The 15792-nt window shown below is 68.0% G+C and carries 18 protein-coding genes and 2 pseudogenes; 3 read left to right on the forward strand and 17 right to left on the reverse strand.

The window, feature by feature from the left end:
• Positions 1 to 28: 28 nt before the first annotated feature.
• The 7 genes and pseudogenes from H5395_RS18795 to H5395_RS05315 all read right to left on the reverse strand — a co-directional run bounded on the left by H5395_RS18795 (position 29) and on the right by H5395_RS05315 (position 4212).
• Positions 29 to 190 (reverse strand): phosphonate C-P lyase system protein PhnH, encoded by a 162-nt coding sequence (locus H5395_RS18795; protein WP_370576392.1) that lies wholly within the window; start codon positions 188 to 190, stop codon positions 29 to 31.
• On the reverse strand, positions 187 to 543 hold the full coding sequence (locus tag H5395_RS05290; RefSeq protein WP_255440526.1) for a phosphonate C-P lyase system protein PhnH: 357 nt from the start codon (positions 541 to 543) through the stop codon (positions 187 to 189). The genes H5395_RS18795 and H5395_RS05290 overlap by 4 nt, the downstream gene beginning before the upstream one ends.
• Entirely contained in the window at positions 501 to 737 is a 237-nt protein-coding gene (locus H5395_RS05295; RefSeq protein WP_182791467.1) for a hypothetical protein, read from the reverse strand. Before H5395_RS05295 ends, H5395_RS05290 begins: the two co-directional genes overlap by 43 nt.
• A 430-nt stretch (positions 738 to 1167) precedes the next feature.
• Positions 1168 to 1587, reverse strand: a complete 420-nt coding sequence (locus H5395_RS19425; RefSeq protein WP_370576393.1) for a PhnE/PtxC family ABC transporter permease — start codon at positions 1585 to 1587, stop codon at positions 1168 to 1170.
• Between the two features lie 178 nt (positions 1588 to 1765).
• A pseudogene (locus H5395_RS19430) lies at positions 1766 to 2551 on the reverse strand (PhnD/SsuA/transferrin family substrate-binding protein); the annotation flags it as partial.
• A gap of 61 nt (positions 2552 to 2612) precedes the next feature.
• Positions 2613 to 3372 (reverse strand): annotated as a pseudogene (locus tag H5395_RS05310) (phosphonate ABC transporter ATP-binding protein).
• Between the two features lie 114 nt (positions 3373 to 3486).
• Entirely contained in the window at positions 3487 to 4212 is a 726-nt protein-coding gene (locus H5395_RS05315) for a YoaK family protein (RefSeq protein WP_200559407.1), read from the reverse strand.
• 220 nt (positions 4213 to 4432) lie between these two features.
• On the opposite strand from H5395_RS05315, the gene H5395_RS05320 reads away from it, so the two are divergent.
• Positions 4433 to 5107, forward strand: a complete 675-nt coding sequence (locus H5395_RS05320; protein WP_182791469.1) for an SDR family oxidoreductase — start codon at positions 4433 to 4435, stop codon at positions 5105 to 5107.
• A gap of 6 nt (positions 5108 to 5113) precedes the next feature.
• Positions 5114 to 6310 carry a zinc-binding dehydrogenase gene (locus H5395_RS05325; RefSeq protein WP_255440527.1) on the forward strand — a complete coding sequence of 399 codons (1197 nt, stop codon included), beginning with the start codon at positions 5114 to 5116 and terminating at the stop codon, positions 6308 to 6310.
• Positions 6311 to 6467: 157 nt separating this feature from the next.
• Here H5395_RS05325 and H5395_RS05330 read toward each other — a convergent pair whose 3' ends face one another.
• The 10 genes from H5395_RS05330 to purC all read right to left on the reverse strand — a co-directional run bounded on the left by H5395_RS05330 (position 6468) and on the right by purC (position 15302).
• A complete protein-coding gene (locus tag H5395_RS05330; protein WP_370576389.1) occupies positions 6468 to 6746 on the reverse strand; it encodes a formate dehydrogenase subunit delta in 279 nt (92 codons plus the stop codon).
• A gap of 4 nt (positions 6747 to 6750) precedes the next feature.
• Entirely contained in the window at positions 6751 to 7716 is a 966-nt protein-coding gene (gene fdhD / locus H5395_RS05335) for a formate dehydrogenase accessory sulfurtransferase FdhD (protein WP_234450818.1), read from the reverse strand.
• Entirely contained in the window at positions 7713 to 10592 is a 2880-nt protein-coding gene (gene fdhF, locus H5395_RS05340) for a formate dehydrogenase subunit alpha (RefSeq protein WP_182791470.1), read from the reverse strand. Before fdhF ends, fdhD begins: the two co-directional genes overlap by 4 nt.
• On the reverse strand, positions 10589 to 12106 hold the full coding sequence (locus H5395_RS05345; RefSeq protein ID WP_182791471.1) for an NADH-quinone oxidoreductase subunit NuoF: 1518 nt from the start codon (positions 12104 to 12106) through the stop codon (positions 10589 to 10591). Before H5395_RS05345 ends, fdhF begins: the two co-directional genes overlap by 4 nt.
• Entirely contained in the window at positions 12106 to 12621 is a 516-nt protein-coding gene (locus H5395_RS05350; RefSeq protein WP_182791472.1) for a formate dehydrogenase subunit gamma, read from the reverse strand. Before H5395_RS05350 ends, H5395_RS05345 begins: the two co-directional genes overlap by 1 nt.
• A 90-nt stretch (positions 12622 to 12711) precedes the next feature.
• The gene (locus H5395_RS05355) at positions 12712 to 13581 is read right to left on the reverse strand and encodes a LysR family transcriptional regulator (RefSeq protein WP_182791473.1); all 870 of its coding nucleotides are present in this window, start codon (positions 13579 to 13581) and stop codon (positions 12712 to 12714) included.
• Positions 13578 to 13925, reverse strand: coding sequence for a hypothetical protein (locus H5395_RS05360; protein ID WP_182791474.1), 348 nt, complete (start codon positions 13923 to 13925; stop codon positions 13578 to 13580). The genes H5395_RS05355 and H5395_RS05360 overlap by 4 nt, the downstream gene beginning before the upstream one ends.
• The gene (locus tag H5395_RS05365; protein ID WP_182791475.1) at positions 13922 to 14293 is read right to left on the reverse strand and encodes a class I SAM-dependent methyltransferase; all 372 of its coding nucleotides are present in this window, start codon (positions 14291 to 14293) and stop codon (positions 13922 to 13924) included. The genes H5395_RS05360 and H5395_RS05365 overlap by 4 nt, the downstream gene beginning before the upstream one ends.
• Positions 14290 to 14529: a phosphoribosylformylglycinamidine synthase subunit PurS gene (gene purS, locus H5395_RS05370; protein WP_182791476.1), complete on the reverse strand. Its 240-nt coding sequence runs from the start codon at positions 14527 to 14529 to the stop codon at positions 14290 to 14292. Before purS ends, H5395_RS05365 begins: the two co-directional genes overlap by 4 nt.
• A 14-nt stretch (positions 14530 to 14543) precedes the next feature.
• Positions 14544 to 15302: a phosphoribosylaminoimidazolesuccinocarboxamide synthase gene (gene purC, locus H5395_RS05375; RefSeq protein WP_182791477.1), complete on the reverse strand. Its 759-nt coding sequence runs from the start codon at positions 15300 to 15302 to the stop codon at positions 14544 to 14546.
• Between the two features lie 151 nt (positions 15303 to 15453).
• On the opposite strand from purC, the gene H5395_RS05380 reads away from it, so the two are divergent.
• Positions 15454 to 15768 (forward strand): DUF1476 domain-containing protein, encoded by a 315-nt coding sequence (locus H5395_RS05380; protein ID WP_182791478.1) that lies wholly within the window; start codon positions 15454 to 15456, stop codon positions 15766 to 15768.
• Positions 15769 to 15792: the final 24 nt, after the last annotated feature.

Raw genomic sequence — 15792 nt, forward strand, 5'->3', positions numbered from 1 at the left:
GCGCTCGCCACCCTGACGGCGACCTACATCAGGTAGCCTCCACGCGCGTTGAACGGGGCACCGCGGCGAGCCGGTCGCCGCAGGTCAGGATGCAGTCCCAGCCCAGCGGGAACAGCGCCCGGTTGTGCCGGAACGCCGCCGTTTCCGGTAGCGACAGGCTTGCCGCGTCGCGGATGCCGGGTGCGGTCAGGCGTCAAGCCGTCCGGTTTCCACGATCAGCGTAGCCGAGCGGTCGGGACAATCCGGCTGCCCGGTGCGGAAGCGGCTGACGGGCTGCAGTGCGGTCCATGTGCCCAGGGCGAACACTGCCTTCTCTGCCAGGACAAGCGGAGCGCCGATGAGGAAGGCCAGCCAATCCCGCAATGCCGGGCAGTCCACCGCGCCCGCAAGGAACAGCGGAGTCGTCGGGTCCGCTGCCACCAGCAGCGCCACGCCCGCGGCGGGCGACAGCGGCGCGGGAGGTGCCGCGCCCTCGACATGGTGGATCGTGCTGGGGCAGGCTATCGCCTCAAGATTCGAGTCTGCAAGGGCATCGCCGGGCAACCCGCGACGATCATCAAGGGGTCCACGTCCTTCATCACCACCGCGCCCGAGGCAACGATGGCGCCATGCCCGAGCCGGCCGTCCGGCCCACGCACCGTCCGCCGCGCCGCACTGGCGGCGAAGAAGGTGGGGTCGTCCTCCGCATCCTCACAGTAAAAGCTTGAGGGGTAAAAGGAAATGATGCTGCGCCGCATGGGTCCAAGGATGATCCGTCAGCCCGATCCGCACCATCGCCGCGATACGGGCGAAGTGCCCGACCGTGGTGTTGGCAACATCCGCCAACCGGTGGCAACAGGCATAGTCTCAGTAATCCGAGTTCAGGACGCGCGACCCCTGCCCCACCCCGCACCAAGCGCCAAAGGTCGAATTGGCCATCTCGCATCGCGGATGGATGAAGGGGCCATCGACGGACAGTCGGGGCATCTCTGCATATTTCTTCTTTGTTCAAACATCCTGCGGGCTTCCAAGCGCCCGGACAGGGCGCGGATCAGAAAACAGCCGTCATGGCTGTTTTCCCGCTGAATGAGTCCGGTGGTCAGTTTTCAGCGAGGAAGGCTCCGGCAGCGCCCCGGTGCGGCGGCTCAACCCCCGTGTTCACCCGCCCCGGATGAGCCTGCGCCGCACCTAGCCCGACAGGCTGTCCATCAGAATCACCACCAGCACGATCAGCACCATGTAACGGGCGACCTCCTCCCAGTCCTTCCGGGTCATGATCGCCTGCGTCAGCAAAAGCCCGATGCCCCCCTCGCCTACGAAGCCGAGGACGGCGCTGGCGCGGACGTTGATCTCGAAACGCAGCAGCGCGCAGGAGAGCCAGTTCGGCGCGACCTGCGGGATCACGCCCAGCCACATCCGCTGTGACCAGTTGGCACCGACCCAGTGCAGGTCCTCGACGGACCCGGCGTCGGCGTTCTCGGCCACTGCAGAAAACATGCCCAGCGCACCCGCCGTGTGGATCGCGATGACGATGACGGCGGGAACCGGCCCGCTGCCGAGAATGAAGATCAGGACCCGGCGCGATCTCGGGCACGGCGCCGAAGTCATCCATCAGGCGGCGGAAGACCGGCGTCAGCCGCGGCCAGCGCGACAGCTCGCGCGTGGCCAGCAGCGTCGCCACGGCGGCGATGTTGACCGTTTCGACCAGCGAGGGGAAGAACTGCACGATCCGCCCCGGAATGGCGGCCCGCTTTTCCCAGGCCTCGGACAGCACTTCGGACGGAAAGGCCGTCAGCATCGGCAGGCCGTTCAGGAAACCGCCCGCGTTGCGTCCCTCGGCCAGCAGGATGTCGGTTTCCTGCAGGTCGGCGGTCAGTCGGGTGACCTTCTCCTTCATGTCCTCGGGCAGCGCCGCGCGCAGCACCATCGGGCCTTCGGGGATCAGCTTCGAGCGTCAGATCTCGACCAGTTCGTTCATGTCGATCAGACCGGCGTCGGCAGCCTTGCGGAAGGCGCCCGAGTTGTCGCCGTCTTCGCAGTTCCCCTGCCCGTCGGCCCAGGACAGGCCCGCGTCGATGTCGCCGTTCCGGATGCCGACCAGCGTCTGCTCGTGCCCGCCCGACATGCGGATCTCCGAGAAATGCTCCTCGAGCGGGCCATGGGTGTGGCGCAGATCGGCGTCCGGAACCAGATGGCCCGAGGTCGAGTTCGCGTCGGCACGGGCGAAGCCGCTGGAACAACAGCCGGTCGAGCCGTCCATGTTCTGCTTGATCGGCCGCACCGTGACCGCATCGGGGTCGATCAGGTGGATCTTGGCATAGCCCGAAGCGCCCAGTCAGGCATAGTCCAGCGTGCCGCCCGGCAGCCCATTGGATCACCCCGTCATGATCGGCGGGGGCGAAGACCTTGACGGGGAGACCCGGCGCCTCTTCGACCCTGGCGCGCAGGCATTCGCCCGAGGTCAGACGGTCTCTCCGCCCATGACGCCGATGTTGAACTGGCTGATCTCCTGGGCCGAGAGGGGGCCGACCAGCGCGGTGGCGGCGGCAAGAACGGCGGTGGGGGTCTTCATGAAAGGCTCCATGCAGTTGCGGCTCCGGCTTTCGGGGCCAAGGGGAAGTGGTTGGAAGGTGTCAGAACAGCATCGCGTCCGCCCAGGCGCGGTCCGGAGCGCGGTCGGCGGTCGATGTTGCAGCCTCGTTGAAATCGGCGCCGGCGCTGTAGATTTTGCGGGCGACGCCTGTCGAAAGCTGCTCGGGGCGACCGTCGAAGGCGATGCGGCCGTCGCACATCCCGATCACGCGGTCGCAATAGCGCCGCGCAGTGTCCAGCGTGTGCAGGTTGGCGATCACGATGGGCGCGTCCTCGGCATTGATGCGCTTGAGCGTGTCCATCATCACCTGCGCGTTCAGCGGGTCGAGGCTGGCGAGGAGTTCGTCCGCAAGGATGATCCGGGGGTCCTGCATCAGCGCGCTTGGGCGCCTGCTCGGCGATGCCGAGGCGATCGAGGATGTCGAGCGCCCGCAGGATGTCAGCTTTGGACCACAGGCTGAACATGGTCGGCAGGGTCGCGCAGCAGTTGAGGACGCCGCAAAGGACGTTCGACACCACGTCCATTCGGGGCACAAGGTTGAACTGCGGGAAGATCATCGCACATTGCGGCCGCCATTCGCGGGCAGGGACACCCCGCAGAGCCAGCACGTCGCGCCCCTTGACCATGATCTGCCCCGAAGTCGCGTCTGTCAGCCGGTTCATCAACCGCAGGAATGTGGGCTTGCCCGCGCCCGACCGCCCGATGATGCCGACAAAGGCAGGCCCATCGACCGAGAAGCTGACGTCATCGACCGCCGCCTTGGCGCCGAACATCCGCGTCACCGATTTCACCTGCAGCATCTCTGTCCGTCCCGGGTCAAGCTCGGGGCGCTGATAGGGACTGCAGATGACGGATTTCTGGCAGGCACATGAGACCTGGGTACCGGTCGGAGCGGTGCCGCGGAACACTGACGGCTAGGGCCTGACCCTCCGGCCCAGCAGCGCGGGCAGCGACAGCCCCAGAAGGACGGCGGCAAGCGGCAGGGCAAAGACAAAGCCGATGCGCGAAAAGCCTGCCGCACCGACCACGCCGCCCGCGACGAAGACGCCGACAAGCTGCAGGTGGATGCGCAGTTTCCGGGGGTCGGCGCCCATGTGCCGTCCCGGGAAGGCGCGGGCAAAGACCTCGCGGCCCAGCTCGATCCCGATGTCGGTGATCATGCCGGTCGCATGGGTCGTGCGGATGCGCGCGCCCGAGATCTTGGTGATCGTCGCGTTCTGCATCCCCATTATGAAACAAAGGCAGGCCAGCGCGAACAGCCGTCCCGGCGGGCTGGTGAAGATGCCGCCGCTGGCGAAGCAGGCCAGAAACCCCCCCTGCACCGCGACCGGCAGGGCATATTGCCGCCCCATGCTGCGAAGCCGCGCCCAGTTGATCAGCAGCGTGCTGAAACCCGCGCCCGCGACAAAGGCGCCGATGGCGACGGCGGCGACAAGGGCGATCCAGAACTCTCCGATCACGAGATTGTCGGCCAGTTGCGACAGGTAGCCCGTCATGTGCGAGGTATAGGCGCCCAGCGCGAAGAAGCCGCCCGCGTTCGACGCGCCCGCCACCGCGGCCAGCACCGTTGCCAGCACCAGGTCGGTCCCGCGCGAGCGGCGATGCCCCATCAGCACCCGCGCCGAGGCGACCGGTCGCAAGATACGTCTGCGGAACCTCACAGCGGAACGCAATCCTCGGGGTGACGGGTCTGCCTGAGACTAGGGGCACAGCCGCTGCGGCGGCAAGATGCAGAGACGGCTGATGGCTGACCGACTTTCCCGGCCAAAGCCGGACTGCCCGGCCCGTGACGGCGGGATTGCCTGCGGGAGCCGCCGCCCCTAGCCTGCGCAAGCCCTGACCCCACCGAAGGACGGACCCATGACCGGCAAGACCCTGTTCATCACCGGAGCCTCCAGCGGCATCGGCGCCGCCACGGCCAGACTTGCGGTCGCGCACGGCTGGCGCGTGGGGCTGTTCGCCCGGCGCGAGGACCGCCTGCGCGCGCTGGTGGCAGAACTGGGGGAAGACCGCGCTCTGACCCTGCCGGGCGATGTCACTGACCTCGCCGACCTGCAGACGGCGCTGGAACGGATGTCGGACCGCTTCGGCGCGGTTGACGCGGCCTTTGCCAATGCAGGCCGCGGCCTGAACGCCGCCGGGACCGAGGGCGGCGATCCCGGGGAATGGCAGGACATGATCCGCATCAACGTCATGGGTCTGCTGTTCACCGCCAAGGCGGCCCTGCCCTTTCTGAAGAAGACGCAGGGCCATCTGCTGATGACCGGCTCGGCCGCCGGGCGGGTGCATATCAAGGGCTCGGTCTATGGCGCCTCCAAGTGGTTCGTCCATGGCTATGGCGGCAATCTGGCCGAGGAGATGCGCGAATGGGGCGGACGCTGCACCGTCATCGCGCCCGGCATGGTGGACACCGACTTCTTCGACGAGGCCAAGCCCAAGGCGATCCGCCCCGACGAGGTGGCCCGCGCGGCGCTCTACGCGCTGGAAGCCGGGGACCACGCCGCCGTGCGCGAGGTCTTCCTGATGCCGCGCTGAGGGCGGTTGCGGCTGGACAAGGATACGCCGCCCCGCTTCCCTGCGCCCATGACCATCACGGGGCGGAACGCCCATCGCGAGGACAACATGCCGCACGACAGCCTTGAACTGAGATCGACCATCACCGCCGACGGAACCCTGCGGGTCAACCTGGATCGGGTTTCGGTCCCCGACCCCGGAAAGGGCGAGCTTCTGGTCCGGGTCGAGGCCGCGCCGGTCAATCCTTCAGACCTCGGCCTGCTGTTCGGGCCGGCCGACATGGCGACGCTGAAGGCCGAGGGCACCAAGGACGCCCCGGTCCTGACCGCGAGTGTGCCGCCGCATCTTCTGCCTGCCGTCAGCGCCCGTCTGGACCAGTCGATGCCGGTCGGCAACGAAGGCGCGGGCACAGTGATCGCCGCCGGTCCCGACCTGCAGGACCTGATCGGCCGGCGCGTCGCCATGATCGGCGGCGCCATGTATGCCGAGTTGCGGCTGATCCGCCCCGAGGCCTGCATCGTCCTGCCCGAAGGCGCGGGCGCGGCCGAAGGGGCGGCGCTGTTCGTCAATCCGCTGACCGCGCTGGGCTTTGTCGAGACGATGCGGGCCGAAGGCCACAAGGCCATCGTCCATGTCCCCGCCGCCTCGAACCTCGGGCAGATGCTGGTGCGGATCTGCAAGGCCGACGGGATCGAACTGGTCAACATCGTCCGCAGCCCGGCGCAGGCCGAGCTTCTGCGCAGCATCGGCGCCACCCATGTCCTCGACAGCAGCGCGCCCGACTTCCGCCGGACGCTGGAGGAGGCCATCGCCGCGACCGAGGCGACGCTCGCCTTCGACGCCATCGGCGGCGGCGAGATGACCAGCACCATCCTGAACGCGATAGAGGCCGTGGCCGCCCGCAGCCTTGAAAGCTATGACCGCTACGGCTCCTCGACGATGAAGCAGGTCTATGTCTACGGGGCGCTGGACACTGGCCCCACGATCCTCAAGCGCGGCTTCGGCTTCACCTGGGGGATCGGCGGCTGGCTTCTGTTCAACGCGCTGAAGCGCATGGATCCGGCCATCGTGCAGCGGATGCGCGAGCGCGTGGCGGCCGAGATGACGACCACCTTCGCCAGCCACTACACCGCCACCATCAGCCTAGCCGATGTCCTGAAGCCCGAGATCGCATTGGCCTGCCAGAAGAAGGCGACCGGAGAGAAATACCTGATCACGCCCTGAGGCCGGACGAGGATCGCCCCGCGGCGACGCATCCCGGCGACCGCCTGTTCCGCGGGTTCTCGGATCCGCGGCAGGCATCGCCCCGGCGGTCCTTGCAGACACGGGGCGCATCCTCACGACAGCCGGGGCGCTGCGTCCCGCCCGGACAGGCCCGCTATCATTCCTGATGCGACAGCGGGTCCACGGGCTTCGCGCCCTCCGAAGGCTCGCCGGGAAGGCGGATATGGGGGGCGGTGGCCTGCACGATGGGGTCCACCGGCTCGCCCGCGCGCAGGGCCGCCAGCAGGTCCATCCGCATCCGGTAGGTCCAGAAATCGTTGATGTGGCCCGCCACCGCGATCTCTGGCTCGCCCGGCTGGCTGCGGAAGAAGGTGGCGATCTGGTTCGCCATGCGGATCAGCTTTTCATGCGGCGTGTGTTCAGAGATTTCGGACAAGGCGTCAGCCCTTCATGCGCTGGGGGTGGGTGTAAAGGTCGAAAGCCTCGCCGCGGGCGCGGCCGATCAGGGTGATGCCCGCCGCCTCGGCCCAGGCGATTGCCAGCCGCGTGGGCGTGCTGGCGCCGATCAGGACCGAGGCGCCGATGCGGGCGGTCTTCTGCACCAGATCGACCGACAGGCGCGAGGACATGACGATGGCCCCGCCCTTCGCGTCGAGCCCCTGGTCCGCCATCGCGCCCGCCAGCTTGTCGAGCGCGTTGTGGCGGCCCACGTCCTCGCGCACGATGGCCGTGTCGGGCGACCAGAACCCCGCCGCGTGTATCGCGGGCGTCTCGCGCCAGCGGCGCTGGCCATCGGACAGCGCCTGCATCGCGCGGCCGACGTCTTGTGGAGACAGGCCCGCGTCCTCGGCCACCCGCACGACCTGTGGCAGGGCGGCGGCGATGCTGTCCACGCCGCAAAGGCCGCAGCCCACGGGGCCGACCATGCTGCGCCGCCGCTCGGCCAGACCCGAGGCGAGGCCGGGGCGCAGCCACAACCGCGCCTCATAGGCGGGAACGCCGGGTAGTTGCGCGGGCGGCCGGACCTGCGTGATCTCTCGGTCGGTCACGTCAGCGGACGAGGCGATCAGCCCCTCGGTCAGCGCAAAGCCCAGCGCGAAATCGGCCAAGTCGTGCGGCGTTGCCATCAGCACCGCCTGGCTGGTGCCGTCGATGACGATGGCGACGGCGGCTTCCTCGGGCGCTGCAGGCGCGTCGGCCGCCACCCAGCCGCCGGACCAGCGGCGGGGCGGCTTTCCCGCAGCCGGGGCGGTCGGCTGCGGGGATGATGCCGTCCTGTCTTCGGCCGCGCCTGCCCCCATGCTTGCCTCACCGGGGGGCAGCGCGGCCGAAATTGTCGCCTCTTGCAGCGTGCCTGTGTCCGTCCCCGGCCCGCTGCCTTGGCGAGCCGGTCCTGTTTTGCTCATTCCGCGGCCGGCAGGATGCGGCGGGCGAGTTCCGAATGGCTGCGATACTGTTCCTGCCATTCGGACGGCCCGTTCGAGGGGCTGACCTGCACCGCCGTCACCTTGAACTCGGGGCAGTTGGTGGCCCAGTCCGAGTTGTCGGTCGTCACCACGTTGGCCTGCGTGTTCGGGTGGTGGAAGGTCGTGTAGACCACGCCCGGCGCGACCCGATCGGTGATCTTCGCCCGGATCGTCGTGTCGCCCGCCCGGCTAGCCACGCGGACATAATCGCCCTCGCGGACGCCGCGCTGTTCGGCGTCATGGGGGTGGATCTCCAGCAGATCCTCGGGATGCCAGACAGTGTTGTCGGTGCGCCGGGTCTGGGCGCCGACGTTGTATTGGGTCAGCGTCCGCCCCGTGGTCAGCAGCAGCGGGAAGCGGCCGCCGGTGCGCTCGTCGCTTGGGACATACTCGGTGTTGATGAACTTGCCGGGACCGCGCGCAAAGCCGTCGATGTGCATGACGGGCGTGCCCAGGGGGGCCGCGTCGTTGCAGGGCCACTGCACCGAGCCTTCGCGATCCAGCAGGTCGTAGCTGACGCCCGCGAAGCTGGGCGTGGTCAGCGCGATCTCGTCCATGATCTGCGAGGGATGGTCATAGTGCCAGCCCGCGCCCATGGCATTCGCCAGCATGATCGTGATTTCCCAGTCGGCATGGCCGTTCATGGGGGTCATGGCCTTGCGGACCATGTTGATCCGGCGTTCCGCATTGGTGAAGGTGCCGTCCTTTTCCAGGAAGCTCGACCCCGGCAGGAAGACATGGGCGTAGTTCGAGGTCTCGTTCAGGAACAGGTCGTGGACGATCAGGATGTCTAGGCTCGCCAGCGCCGACTGGACGTGGGTGGTGTCGGGATCGGACTGCAGCACGTCCTCGCCCTGGCAATACAGGCCCTTGAACCGGCCCTGCGTCGCCGCGTCGAACATGTTGGGGATGCGAAGCCCCGGTTCGTCGGACAGCGGCACGCCCCAGACGCGCTCGTAAAGCTCGCGTGTCTCGATGTCGGTGACGTGGCGATAGCCGGGGTATTCGTGCGGGAAGGACCCCATGTCGCAGGAACCCTGCACGTTGTTCTGGCCGCGCAGCGGGTTCACGCCGGTCCCCGGCTTGCCGATGTTGCCGGTCATCATCGCAAGGTTCGCGATCGCCATGACGGTGGTCGAGCCCTGCGAATGTTCCGTTACCCCCAGCCCGTAATAGATCGACGCGCGCGGCGCCTTCGCATAGGCGCGGGCCGCCTGCCGGATCAGGTCGGCGGGCACGTGGCTGTGGCGCTCGACCTCCTCGGGGGAATGGCGCGGGTCCAGCAGGAAGTCGCGATATTCGAGGAATTCGTCCCAGTCGCAGCGTTCGCGGATATAGGCCTCGTCATAGAGGCCTTCGGCCGCGATCACATGAGCCATGGCGGTCAGGACGGCCACATTGGTGCCGGGCAGCAGCGGCAGGTGGATCGCCTCGTTCCGGTGCACGCTGTCCAGCAGGTCGATGTGGCGCGGGTCGAGCACGATCAGCCCCGCCCCTTCGCGCAGCCGCTTGCGCAGGCGAGAGCCGAAGACCGGGTGCCCCTCGGTCGGGTTCGCCCCGATCACCAGCGCAAGGTCGGTATGCTCGACCGAGTCGAAGTCATGCGTCCCCGCCGAGGTGCCGAAAGCGGTCTTGAGGCCGTAGCCCGTGGGCGAGTGGCAGACGCGGGCGCAGGTGTCGGTGTTGTTGTTGCCAAAGACCGCGCGGGCGAGCTTCTGCACCAGATAGGTTTCCTCGTTCGTGCAGCGCGACGAGGTGATGACGCCGACGGAATCCCGGCCGTGCTTCTCCTGCGTCGCGCGCAGGCGGTCGGCGGCGAAGCGGATCGCCTCCTCCCAGGACACCACCCGCCACGGGTCGCGGTAATCCTCGCGGATCATCGGGTTCAGGATGCGTTCCGCATGGGTCGCATAGCCCCAGGCGAAGCGGCCCTTGACGCAGGAATGCCCGCGGTTGGCCTTGCCGTCCTTGCTGGGCACCATCTTCACGACCGTCTCGCCGCGCATATGGGCGTCGAAGGAACAGCCGACGCCGCAATAGGCGCAGGTTGTCTTCACGATGCGCTCGGGCGTGCCGATCTCGATCACGGTGTTCTCGATCAGCGTGGCGGTCGGGCAGACCTGCACGCAGGCGCCGCAGGACACGCAGTCGGACGACAGGAAGCTGTCGGACATCATCCCCGCGCTGACGCGGCTGTCAAAGCCGCGGCCGTCGATGGTCAGGGCGAAGGTGCCCTGCACCTCCTCGCAGGCCCGCACGCAGCGCGAGCAGACGATGCACTTCGCCGGATCGAAGGTGAAATACGGGTTGGAATGGTCCTTGGCCCGCCATTCCGGGTTCGACTCGCCGTTGTCGCGGCGCTGGAAATGGTTCTTGCCCGGCTCATAGCGGACCTCGCGCAGGCCCACGGCGCCGGCCATGTCCTGCAACTCGCAATCGCCGTTGGCCGCGCAGGTCAGGCAGTCGAGCGGGTGGTCCGAGATGTAAAGCTCCATCACCCCGCGCCGGATCTGCGCGACTTCGTCGGTCTGGGTGCGGACGACCATGCCCTCGGCCACCGGCGTGGTGCAGGAGGCGGGCGTCCCTCGCATCCCGTCGATCTGGACGACGCACAGGCGGCAGGACCCGAAGGCCGTCAGGTGGTCGGTCGCGCAGAGCTTCGGCACCGTGATCCCGGCGATGGCGGCGGCGCGCATGACGCTGGTGCCCGCCGGAACCGCGACGGGGATGCCGTCCACCGTCAGCGTGACGATGATGTCGGACAGCGACGCGGGGGTGCCGAGGTCGCGGTCGTCGGGGATGATGAAGTCCTTCATTCGGCAGCCTCCACCCGGCGCGTCCTGCCGGTGAAATCATCGGGAAAATGCGTCAGCGCGGACATGACTGGATAAGGCGCAAAGCCCCCCAAGGCGCAGAGGCTTCCCCATTTCATCGTGTTGCAAAGATCGGAAAGGACCGGGATGGCTTCAAGGTCGCCGGCAGCAATCCGGTCGATTGTTTCGACGCCCCGTGTCGAGCCGATGCGGCAGGGCGTGCATTTTCCGCAGGACTCGATGGCGCAGAACTCCATCGCGAAGCGGGCGAGCGGCAGCATGTCGGCGCCGTCGTCGAAGATGACGATGCCCGCATGGCCGACGAGACCCTCTTTCCCCGCAAACTCCTCATAGCCGAAGGGCGTGTCGAACAGCGCGCGGGGGAAATAGGCGCCCAGGGGGCCACCCACCTGCACCGCCTTGACCGGGCGGCCCGAGGCGGTGCCGCCGCCGATCTCGTCCACGATCTCGCCCAGCGACAGGCCGAAGGCGACCTCGAACAGCCCACCATGCTTGACGTTGCCCGCGATCTGCAGCGGCATGGTCCCGCGAGACCGGCCGATGCCATGCGCCGCGTAAGCCGCCGCGCCATTCGCCATGATCCACGGCACGGTGGCCAGCGACAGCACGTTGTTGACGACCGTGGGCTTGCCGAGGAAGCCCTCCAGCGCCGGAATCGGGGGCTTGGCCCGAACGACGCCGCGCTTGCCTTCCAGGCTGTTCAGCAGGCTGGTCTCCTCGCCGCAGACATAGGCGCCCGCGCCGACCCGCACCTCCATGTCGAAGGCATGGGCGGAACCCAGCACCGACGGCCCCAGCACCCCTGCCGCCCGGGCGATGTCGGTGGCCGCGCGCATGACGCGGATCGCGTCGGGATATTCGCTGCGGATATAGACATAGCCCTGTACGGCACCCACGGCGATGCCCGCGACAGCCATGCCTTCGATGAGGGTGAAGGGGTCGCCTTCCATCACCATCCGGTCGGCGAATGTGCCGCTGTCGCCCTCGTCGGCGTTGCAGACGATATACTTGCGGTCGGCGGCGGCCTTGGCGACGGTTGCCCACTTGATCCCGGTCGGGAAGCCCGCCCCGCCCCGGCCGCGCAGGCCGGACTCCGTAACTTCGGAAACAATCTTGTCGGGTGCGGCCAGCGCCGCCTTCAGCCCCTCAAGCCCGCCATGGGCCTGATATTCCTCCAGCGACAACGGATCGATCACGCCCACGCGGGCAAAGGTCAGCCGCGTCTGCCGCTTCATCCAGGGCAGATCCTCGACCAGCCCCAGCGCCAGCGGATGCCCCTTGGGATCGGCGAGGATCGCCGGCACGTCCCCGGGCGCCACCGGCCCGAAGCCATGCCGCACGCCCTCAATCTCAAGCTCCATCAGCGGCTCAAGCCAGATCATCCCGCGCGAGCCGTTGCGCGTGGGGGCCACCCCCATCTCGCGCCGCACGGCCTCGGCCACCTCATCCGCGCCCAGCGCGCGGGCGGCGGCGTCGATCGGAACCCAGACCCGCATCAGCGCGCCCCCCCTGCCATGGCGACCACGCGCTGCGCGGTCGCGCGCCCGACCAGCCGGTCATCCATCTGCGCCGCAGGGCCGCAGGCGCAGAGGCCGAGGCAGAACACCGGCTCAAGCGTCAGTCGCCCATCCGCCGTCGTCTCGTGCCAGTCGAGGCCCAGCGCGCCCCGCACCTGCTCGGCCAGCGTGTCCGCGCCCATCGACTGGCAGGCCTCGGCGCGGCACAGCCGCAGCACATGGCGGCCCGCAGGCGCCTCGCGGAAATCGTGGTAGAAGCTGACGACGCCGTAAACCTCTGCCCGGCTCATCCCCAGCGCATTGCCGATGATCGGCTGCGCGGCCTCGGGGATCATGCCCCATTCCGCCTGCACATCATGCAGGATCGGCAGCAGCGGCCCTTCGCTTTCCGCATGGCGCACAATGATCGCCTGCAGCCTTTCAAGGCTTTCCCCGTCCAGTGCCGCAGCCCTGGGCTTGTTCGGAGGATGGGGCGAGTTGGCGCTTGTTGTCATGGGCTGGCTCCGAGGGAAATCCGCTTGCGCCCTAGGCATAGGTCGCCGCGATAGGCACATCAATCCTGAAGTATCGTTCGTTGATAGAGTTTATCTATTGAAACTCTGCCGCGCCACCTGCATCAGCGCCTCGACCAGTGGCGACAGCGGCTCGCGTTCTGCAAGCACCAGCCCGACCCGGTTGCCCGGCCCGTCCGACAGCGGGCGCGCCCGCACGCCCGCCGGCAACGGCAAGCCGTCCGCCAGCGCCTGCGGCAGGATCGCCGCCCAGTCGCCGGTCGTCACATGGGACAGGATCGCCAGCATCGAGTTCGATTCGACCCGCGGCACCGCCGGCGCATCCGCCTCGGCCAGCCGGGCCGAGACGATTCGACGATTCTGCATATCGGGGGTCAGCAGGCACAAGGGGCGCGTCGCCGCCTCGGTCCAGGACACAGGCCCCGAGTCGTCGGTCCGGTCCACGAGGCACAGGGTTTCCAGAAACAGCGGCACCGTCCGCAGCCGGCCCAGATGCTCGCCGTCGAGATAGGTCACGCCCGCGTCCAGTTCCAGCGCGGCGATCTGGTCGCGGATCTCGTCCGACGACCGCGACAGGATCGTGACCTGGGCCGAGGGATGGCGCGACAGGAACGGCGCCGTCAGTTCCGCGATGCGCGGCATGGCGGTGGGGATCACCCCCAGCCGTAGCCGGCCCGAGACGCCGCTGCGGGTCGCCCGCAGTTCCGCCTGCATGGTCCGCACGTCGCCGACGATGCGCCGCGCCCAGTCCAGCACCCGCTCGCCTTCCGGGGTCAGCCCGTGGAAGCGCGAGCCGCGCCGGACAAGCTGCACGCCCAGTTGATCCTCAAGCGACTTCAGCGCCGAGGACAGCGAGGGCTGGGTGATCCCCAGCGCCTCGGCGGCGCGGCCGAAATGCCGCTCGCGCGCAAGGACCATGAAGGCGTGCAGCCGGTCGATCATGCGACCCGGCCTGCGATTGCCGTCAGGGGAAAGCGGATCAAGACAAGGGCACCGGGTGGAAGCATCGCCAGCGCGTCGTCGTTAAAGGCTGTCACTGCGGACTCCGTGCCGCACGCGCGGGCTGCCGACCAGCTTCGGACATAGCCGAGCAGGCCCGACAGCGGCCATTCGGCAGCGATTTCCCGCTGGGGAACGACAGGACGCGGGAAGGGAAAGGGAAGGTCGCGGTAGCCGTTCTCGACATGAACGCGCTCGGGCGGCCAGAAGGGCGCGATCTCGTCGTGGTAGAAGCGGGCAAAGCGGTCGCCCAGGACGCCCGCGACTTCGGCGGGGCCATAGCTCACCAGCCCACCACCCCGCCAGGACGCAAGACCCGCCGGACCTCGGCGTAGAGGGCGGAAAGGTCGAACCAGCGCGCGGCCTGCGCCACGACCCCCAGATCGGCGGAGCCGTCAGCCACGGGCAGCGCGTCCGCCCCGCCCGCGCGCCAGTCGATGCACGGATGCGCGGGTGCCTCGGCCAGTTGGGCGGGGCTGACATCGATCCCCGGCACGGCGTCGAAGTGACCTACCAGCGTCAAGGTCAACTGCCCCGAGCCGCAGCCGACATCCACCCCCAGCCCGCGTCCGGGGCAGAGCGCAGCCAGCGCGGCGGCGAGTTCAGGGGGATAGGTCGGGCGGGCCTCGGCGTAATCGCCCGCGCCGCCGGTCACAGGATCTCGACCCGCCAGCTTTCGATGACGGTGTTGGCCAGCAGCTTCTCGCACATCCGGCCGACCTCGGCTTCGGCCTCGGCGCGGTCGGTGGTAGACAGGTCCAACTCGATCACCTTACCCTGCCGGACGCTGTTCACCCCGGAAAAGCCCAGCGTGCGCAGCGCATGGCGGATCGCCTCGCCCTGCGGGTCGAGGACGCCATTCTTCAGCATGATCGTGACTCGGGCTTTCATGCGCGGCGGTCCTTTCAGTTGATGAGCGTCGGCTTGACCGGAACGGCGGCAGGCATGACGCCTAGGCGGCGCGCGACCTCGGTATAGGCGTCGGTCAGGCTGCCCAGGTCGCGGCGGAACACGTCCTTGTCCAGCTTCTGCCCGGTTTTCACGTCCCACAGCCGGCAACTGTCGGGGCTGATCTCGTCGGCCACGACCAGCCGCATGAAGTCGCCGTCCCAGATGCGGCCGATCTCGATCTTGAAGTCGATCAGCTTGATGCCGACGCCATAGAACACCCCCGACAGGAAGTCGTTGACCCGCAGCGCCAAGGACACAATGTCGTCCATGTCCTGCTGCGTGGCCCAGCCGAAGGCGATGATGTATTCCTCGCTGACCATCGGATCGCCGAGCTCATCGTTCTTGTAGCTGTATTCGACGATGGGCCGGGGCAGTTGCGTCCCTTCCTCCATCCCCAGCCGCTTGGAGATGGATCCGGCGGCAAAGTTTCGCACGATCACTTCCAGCGGGATGATCTCGACCTGCCGGATCAGTTGCTCGCGCATGTTGATGCGGCGGATGAAATGGGTGGGGACGCCGATATTGCCCAAGCCCTGCATGAAATATTCGGACAGGCGGTTGTTCAGCACGCCCTTGCCGTCGATCACGGCTTTCTTCTGGGCGTTGAAGGCGGTGGCGTCGTCCTTGAAATACTGGATCAGGGTGCCAGGCTCGGTGCCTTCGTAAAGGATCTTGGCCTTGCCCTCGTAGATCTTCTTGCGCCGCGGGGCCATGATCGCGCCTTTCGTCTGGGCAAAGCGTTGAACGTCGCCGCACCCATAGCGCCGTTCGACCTTCGGGGGCAATACGGGCGGGGCCGGAAACGGGGTTGCGGCAAGAGGGTAGCAGAGGCATATCAAACGCAACCCTTGGACGGAGGCCGCAATGACCACTTTCGACGACCGCGAACGTTCCTATGAAACCAAGTTCGCCCATGACGCCGAACTGCGGTTCAAGGCCGAGGCGCGGCGCAACCGCCTGCTGGGCGAATGGGCGGCGGGGCTGCTGGGCAAGACCGGGGACGAGGCGCGGACCTATGCGCTGACCGTCGTGACCTCGGACTTCGAGGAGCCGGGCGAAGACGACGTGTTCCGCAAGCTCAGCGAGGACCTTGCCGGCAAGGCCGACGAGGCGACCATCCGCTCCAAGATGGTCGAACTGCGCGCCGAGGCCCGCCGCCAGGTCGTCGACGAGGTCTGAGAAGGCCTCCACTGTCCGGAAAAA

Origin of the sequence: Paracoccus sp. MC1854, assembly GCF_014164635.1 — a bacterium.
Classification (GTDB): domain Bacteria; phylum Pseudomonadota; class Alphaproteobacteria; order Rhodobacterales; family Rhodobacteraceae; genus Paracoccus.

Excerpts from the sequence above, each read along its gene's own strand:
- H5395_RS05295 (WP_182791467.1), bottom strand. The coding sequence starts at position 737 with ATGCGGCGCAGCATCATTTCCTTTTACCCCTCAAGCTTTTACTGTGAG.
- H5395_RS19425 (WP_370576393.1), bottom strand. The coding sequence starts at position 1,587 with ATGACTTCGGCGCCGTGCCCGAGATCGCGCCGGGTCCTGATCTTCATT.
- H5395_RS05320 (WP_182791469.1), top strand. The coding sequence starts at position 4,433 with ATGACCGGCAAGACCCTGTTCATCACCGGAGCCTCCAGCGGCATCGGC.
- fdhD (WP_234450818.1), bottom strand. The coding sequence starts at position 7,716 with ATGAGCAAAACAGGACCGGCTCGCCAAGGCAGCGGGCCGGGGACGGAC.
- fdhF (WP_182791470.1), bottom strand. The coding sequence starts at position 10,592 with ATGAAGGACTTCATCATCCCCGACGACCGCGACCTCGGCACCCCCGCG.
- H5395_RS05345 (WP_182791471.1), bottom strand. The coding sequence starts at position 12,106 with ATGCGGGTCTGGGTTCCGATCGACGCCGCCGCCCGCGCGCTGGGCGCG.
- H5395_RS05350 (WP_182791472.1), bottom strand. The coding sequence starts at position 12,621 with ATGACAACAAGCGCCAACTCGCCCCATCCTCCGAACAAGCCCAGGGCT.
- H5395_RS05355 (WP_182791473.1), bottom strand. The coding sequence starts at position 13,581 with ATGATCGACCGGCTGCACGCCTTCATGGTCCTTGCGCGCGAGCGGCAT.
- purS (WP_182791476.1), bottom strand. The coding sequence starts at position 14,529 with ATGAAAGCCCGAGTCACGATCATGCTGAAGAATGGCGTCCTCGACCCG.
- purC (WP_182791477.1), bottom strand. The coding sequence starts at position 15,302 with ATGGCCCCGCGGCGCAAGAAGATCTACGAGGGCAAGGCCAAGATCCTT.
- H5395_RS05380 (WP_182791478.1), top strand. The coding sequence starts at position 15,454 with ATGACCACTTTCGACGACCGCGAACGTTCCTATGAAACCAAGTTCGCC.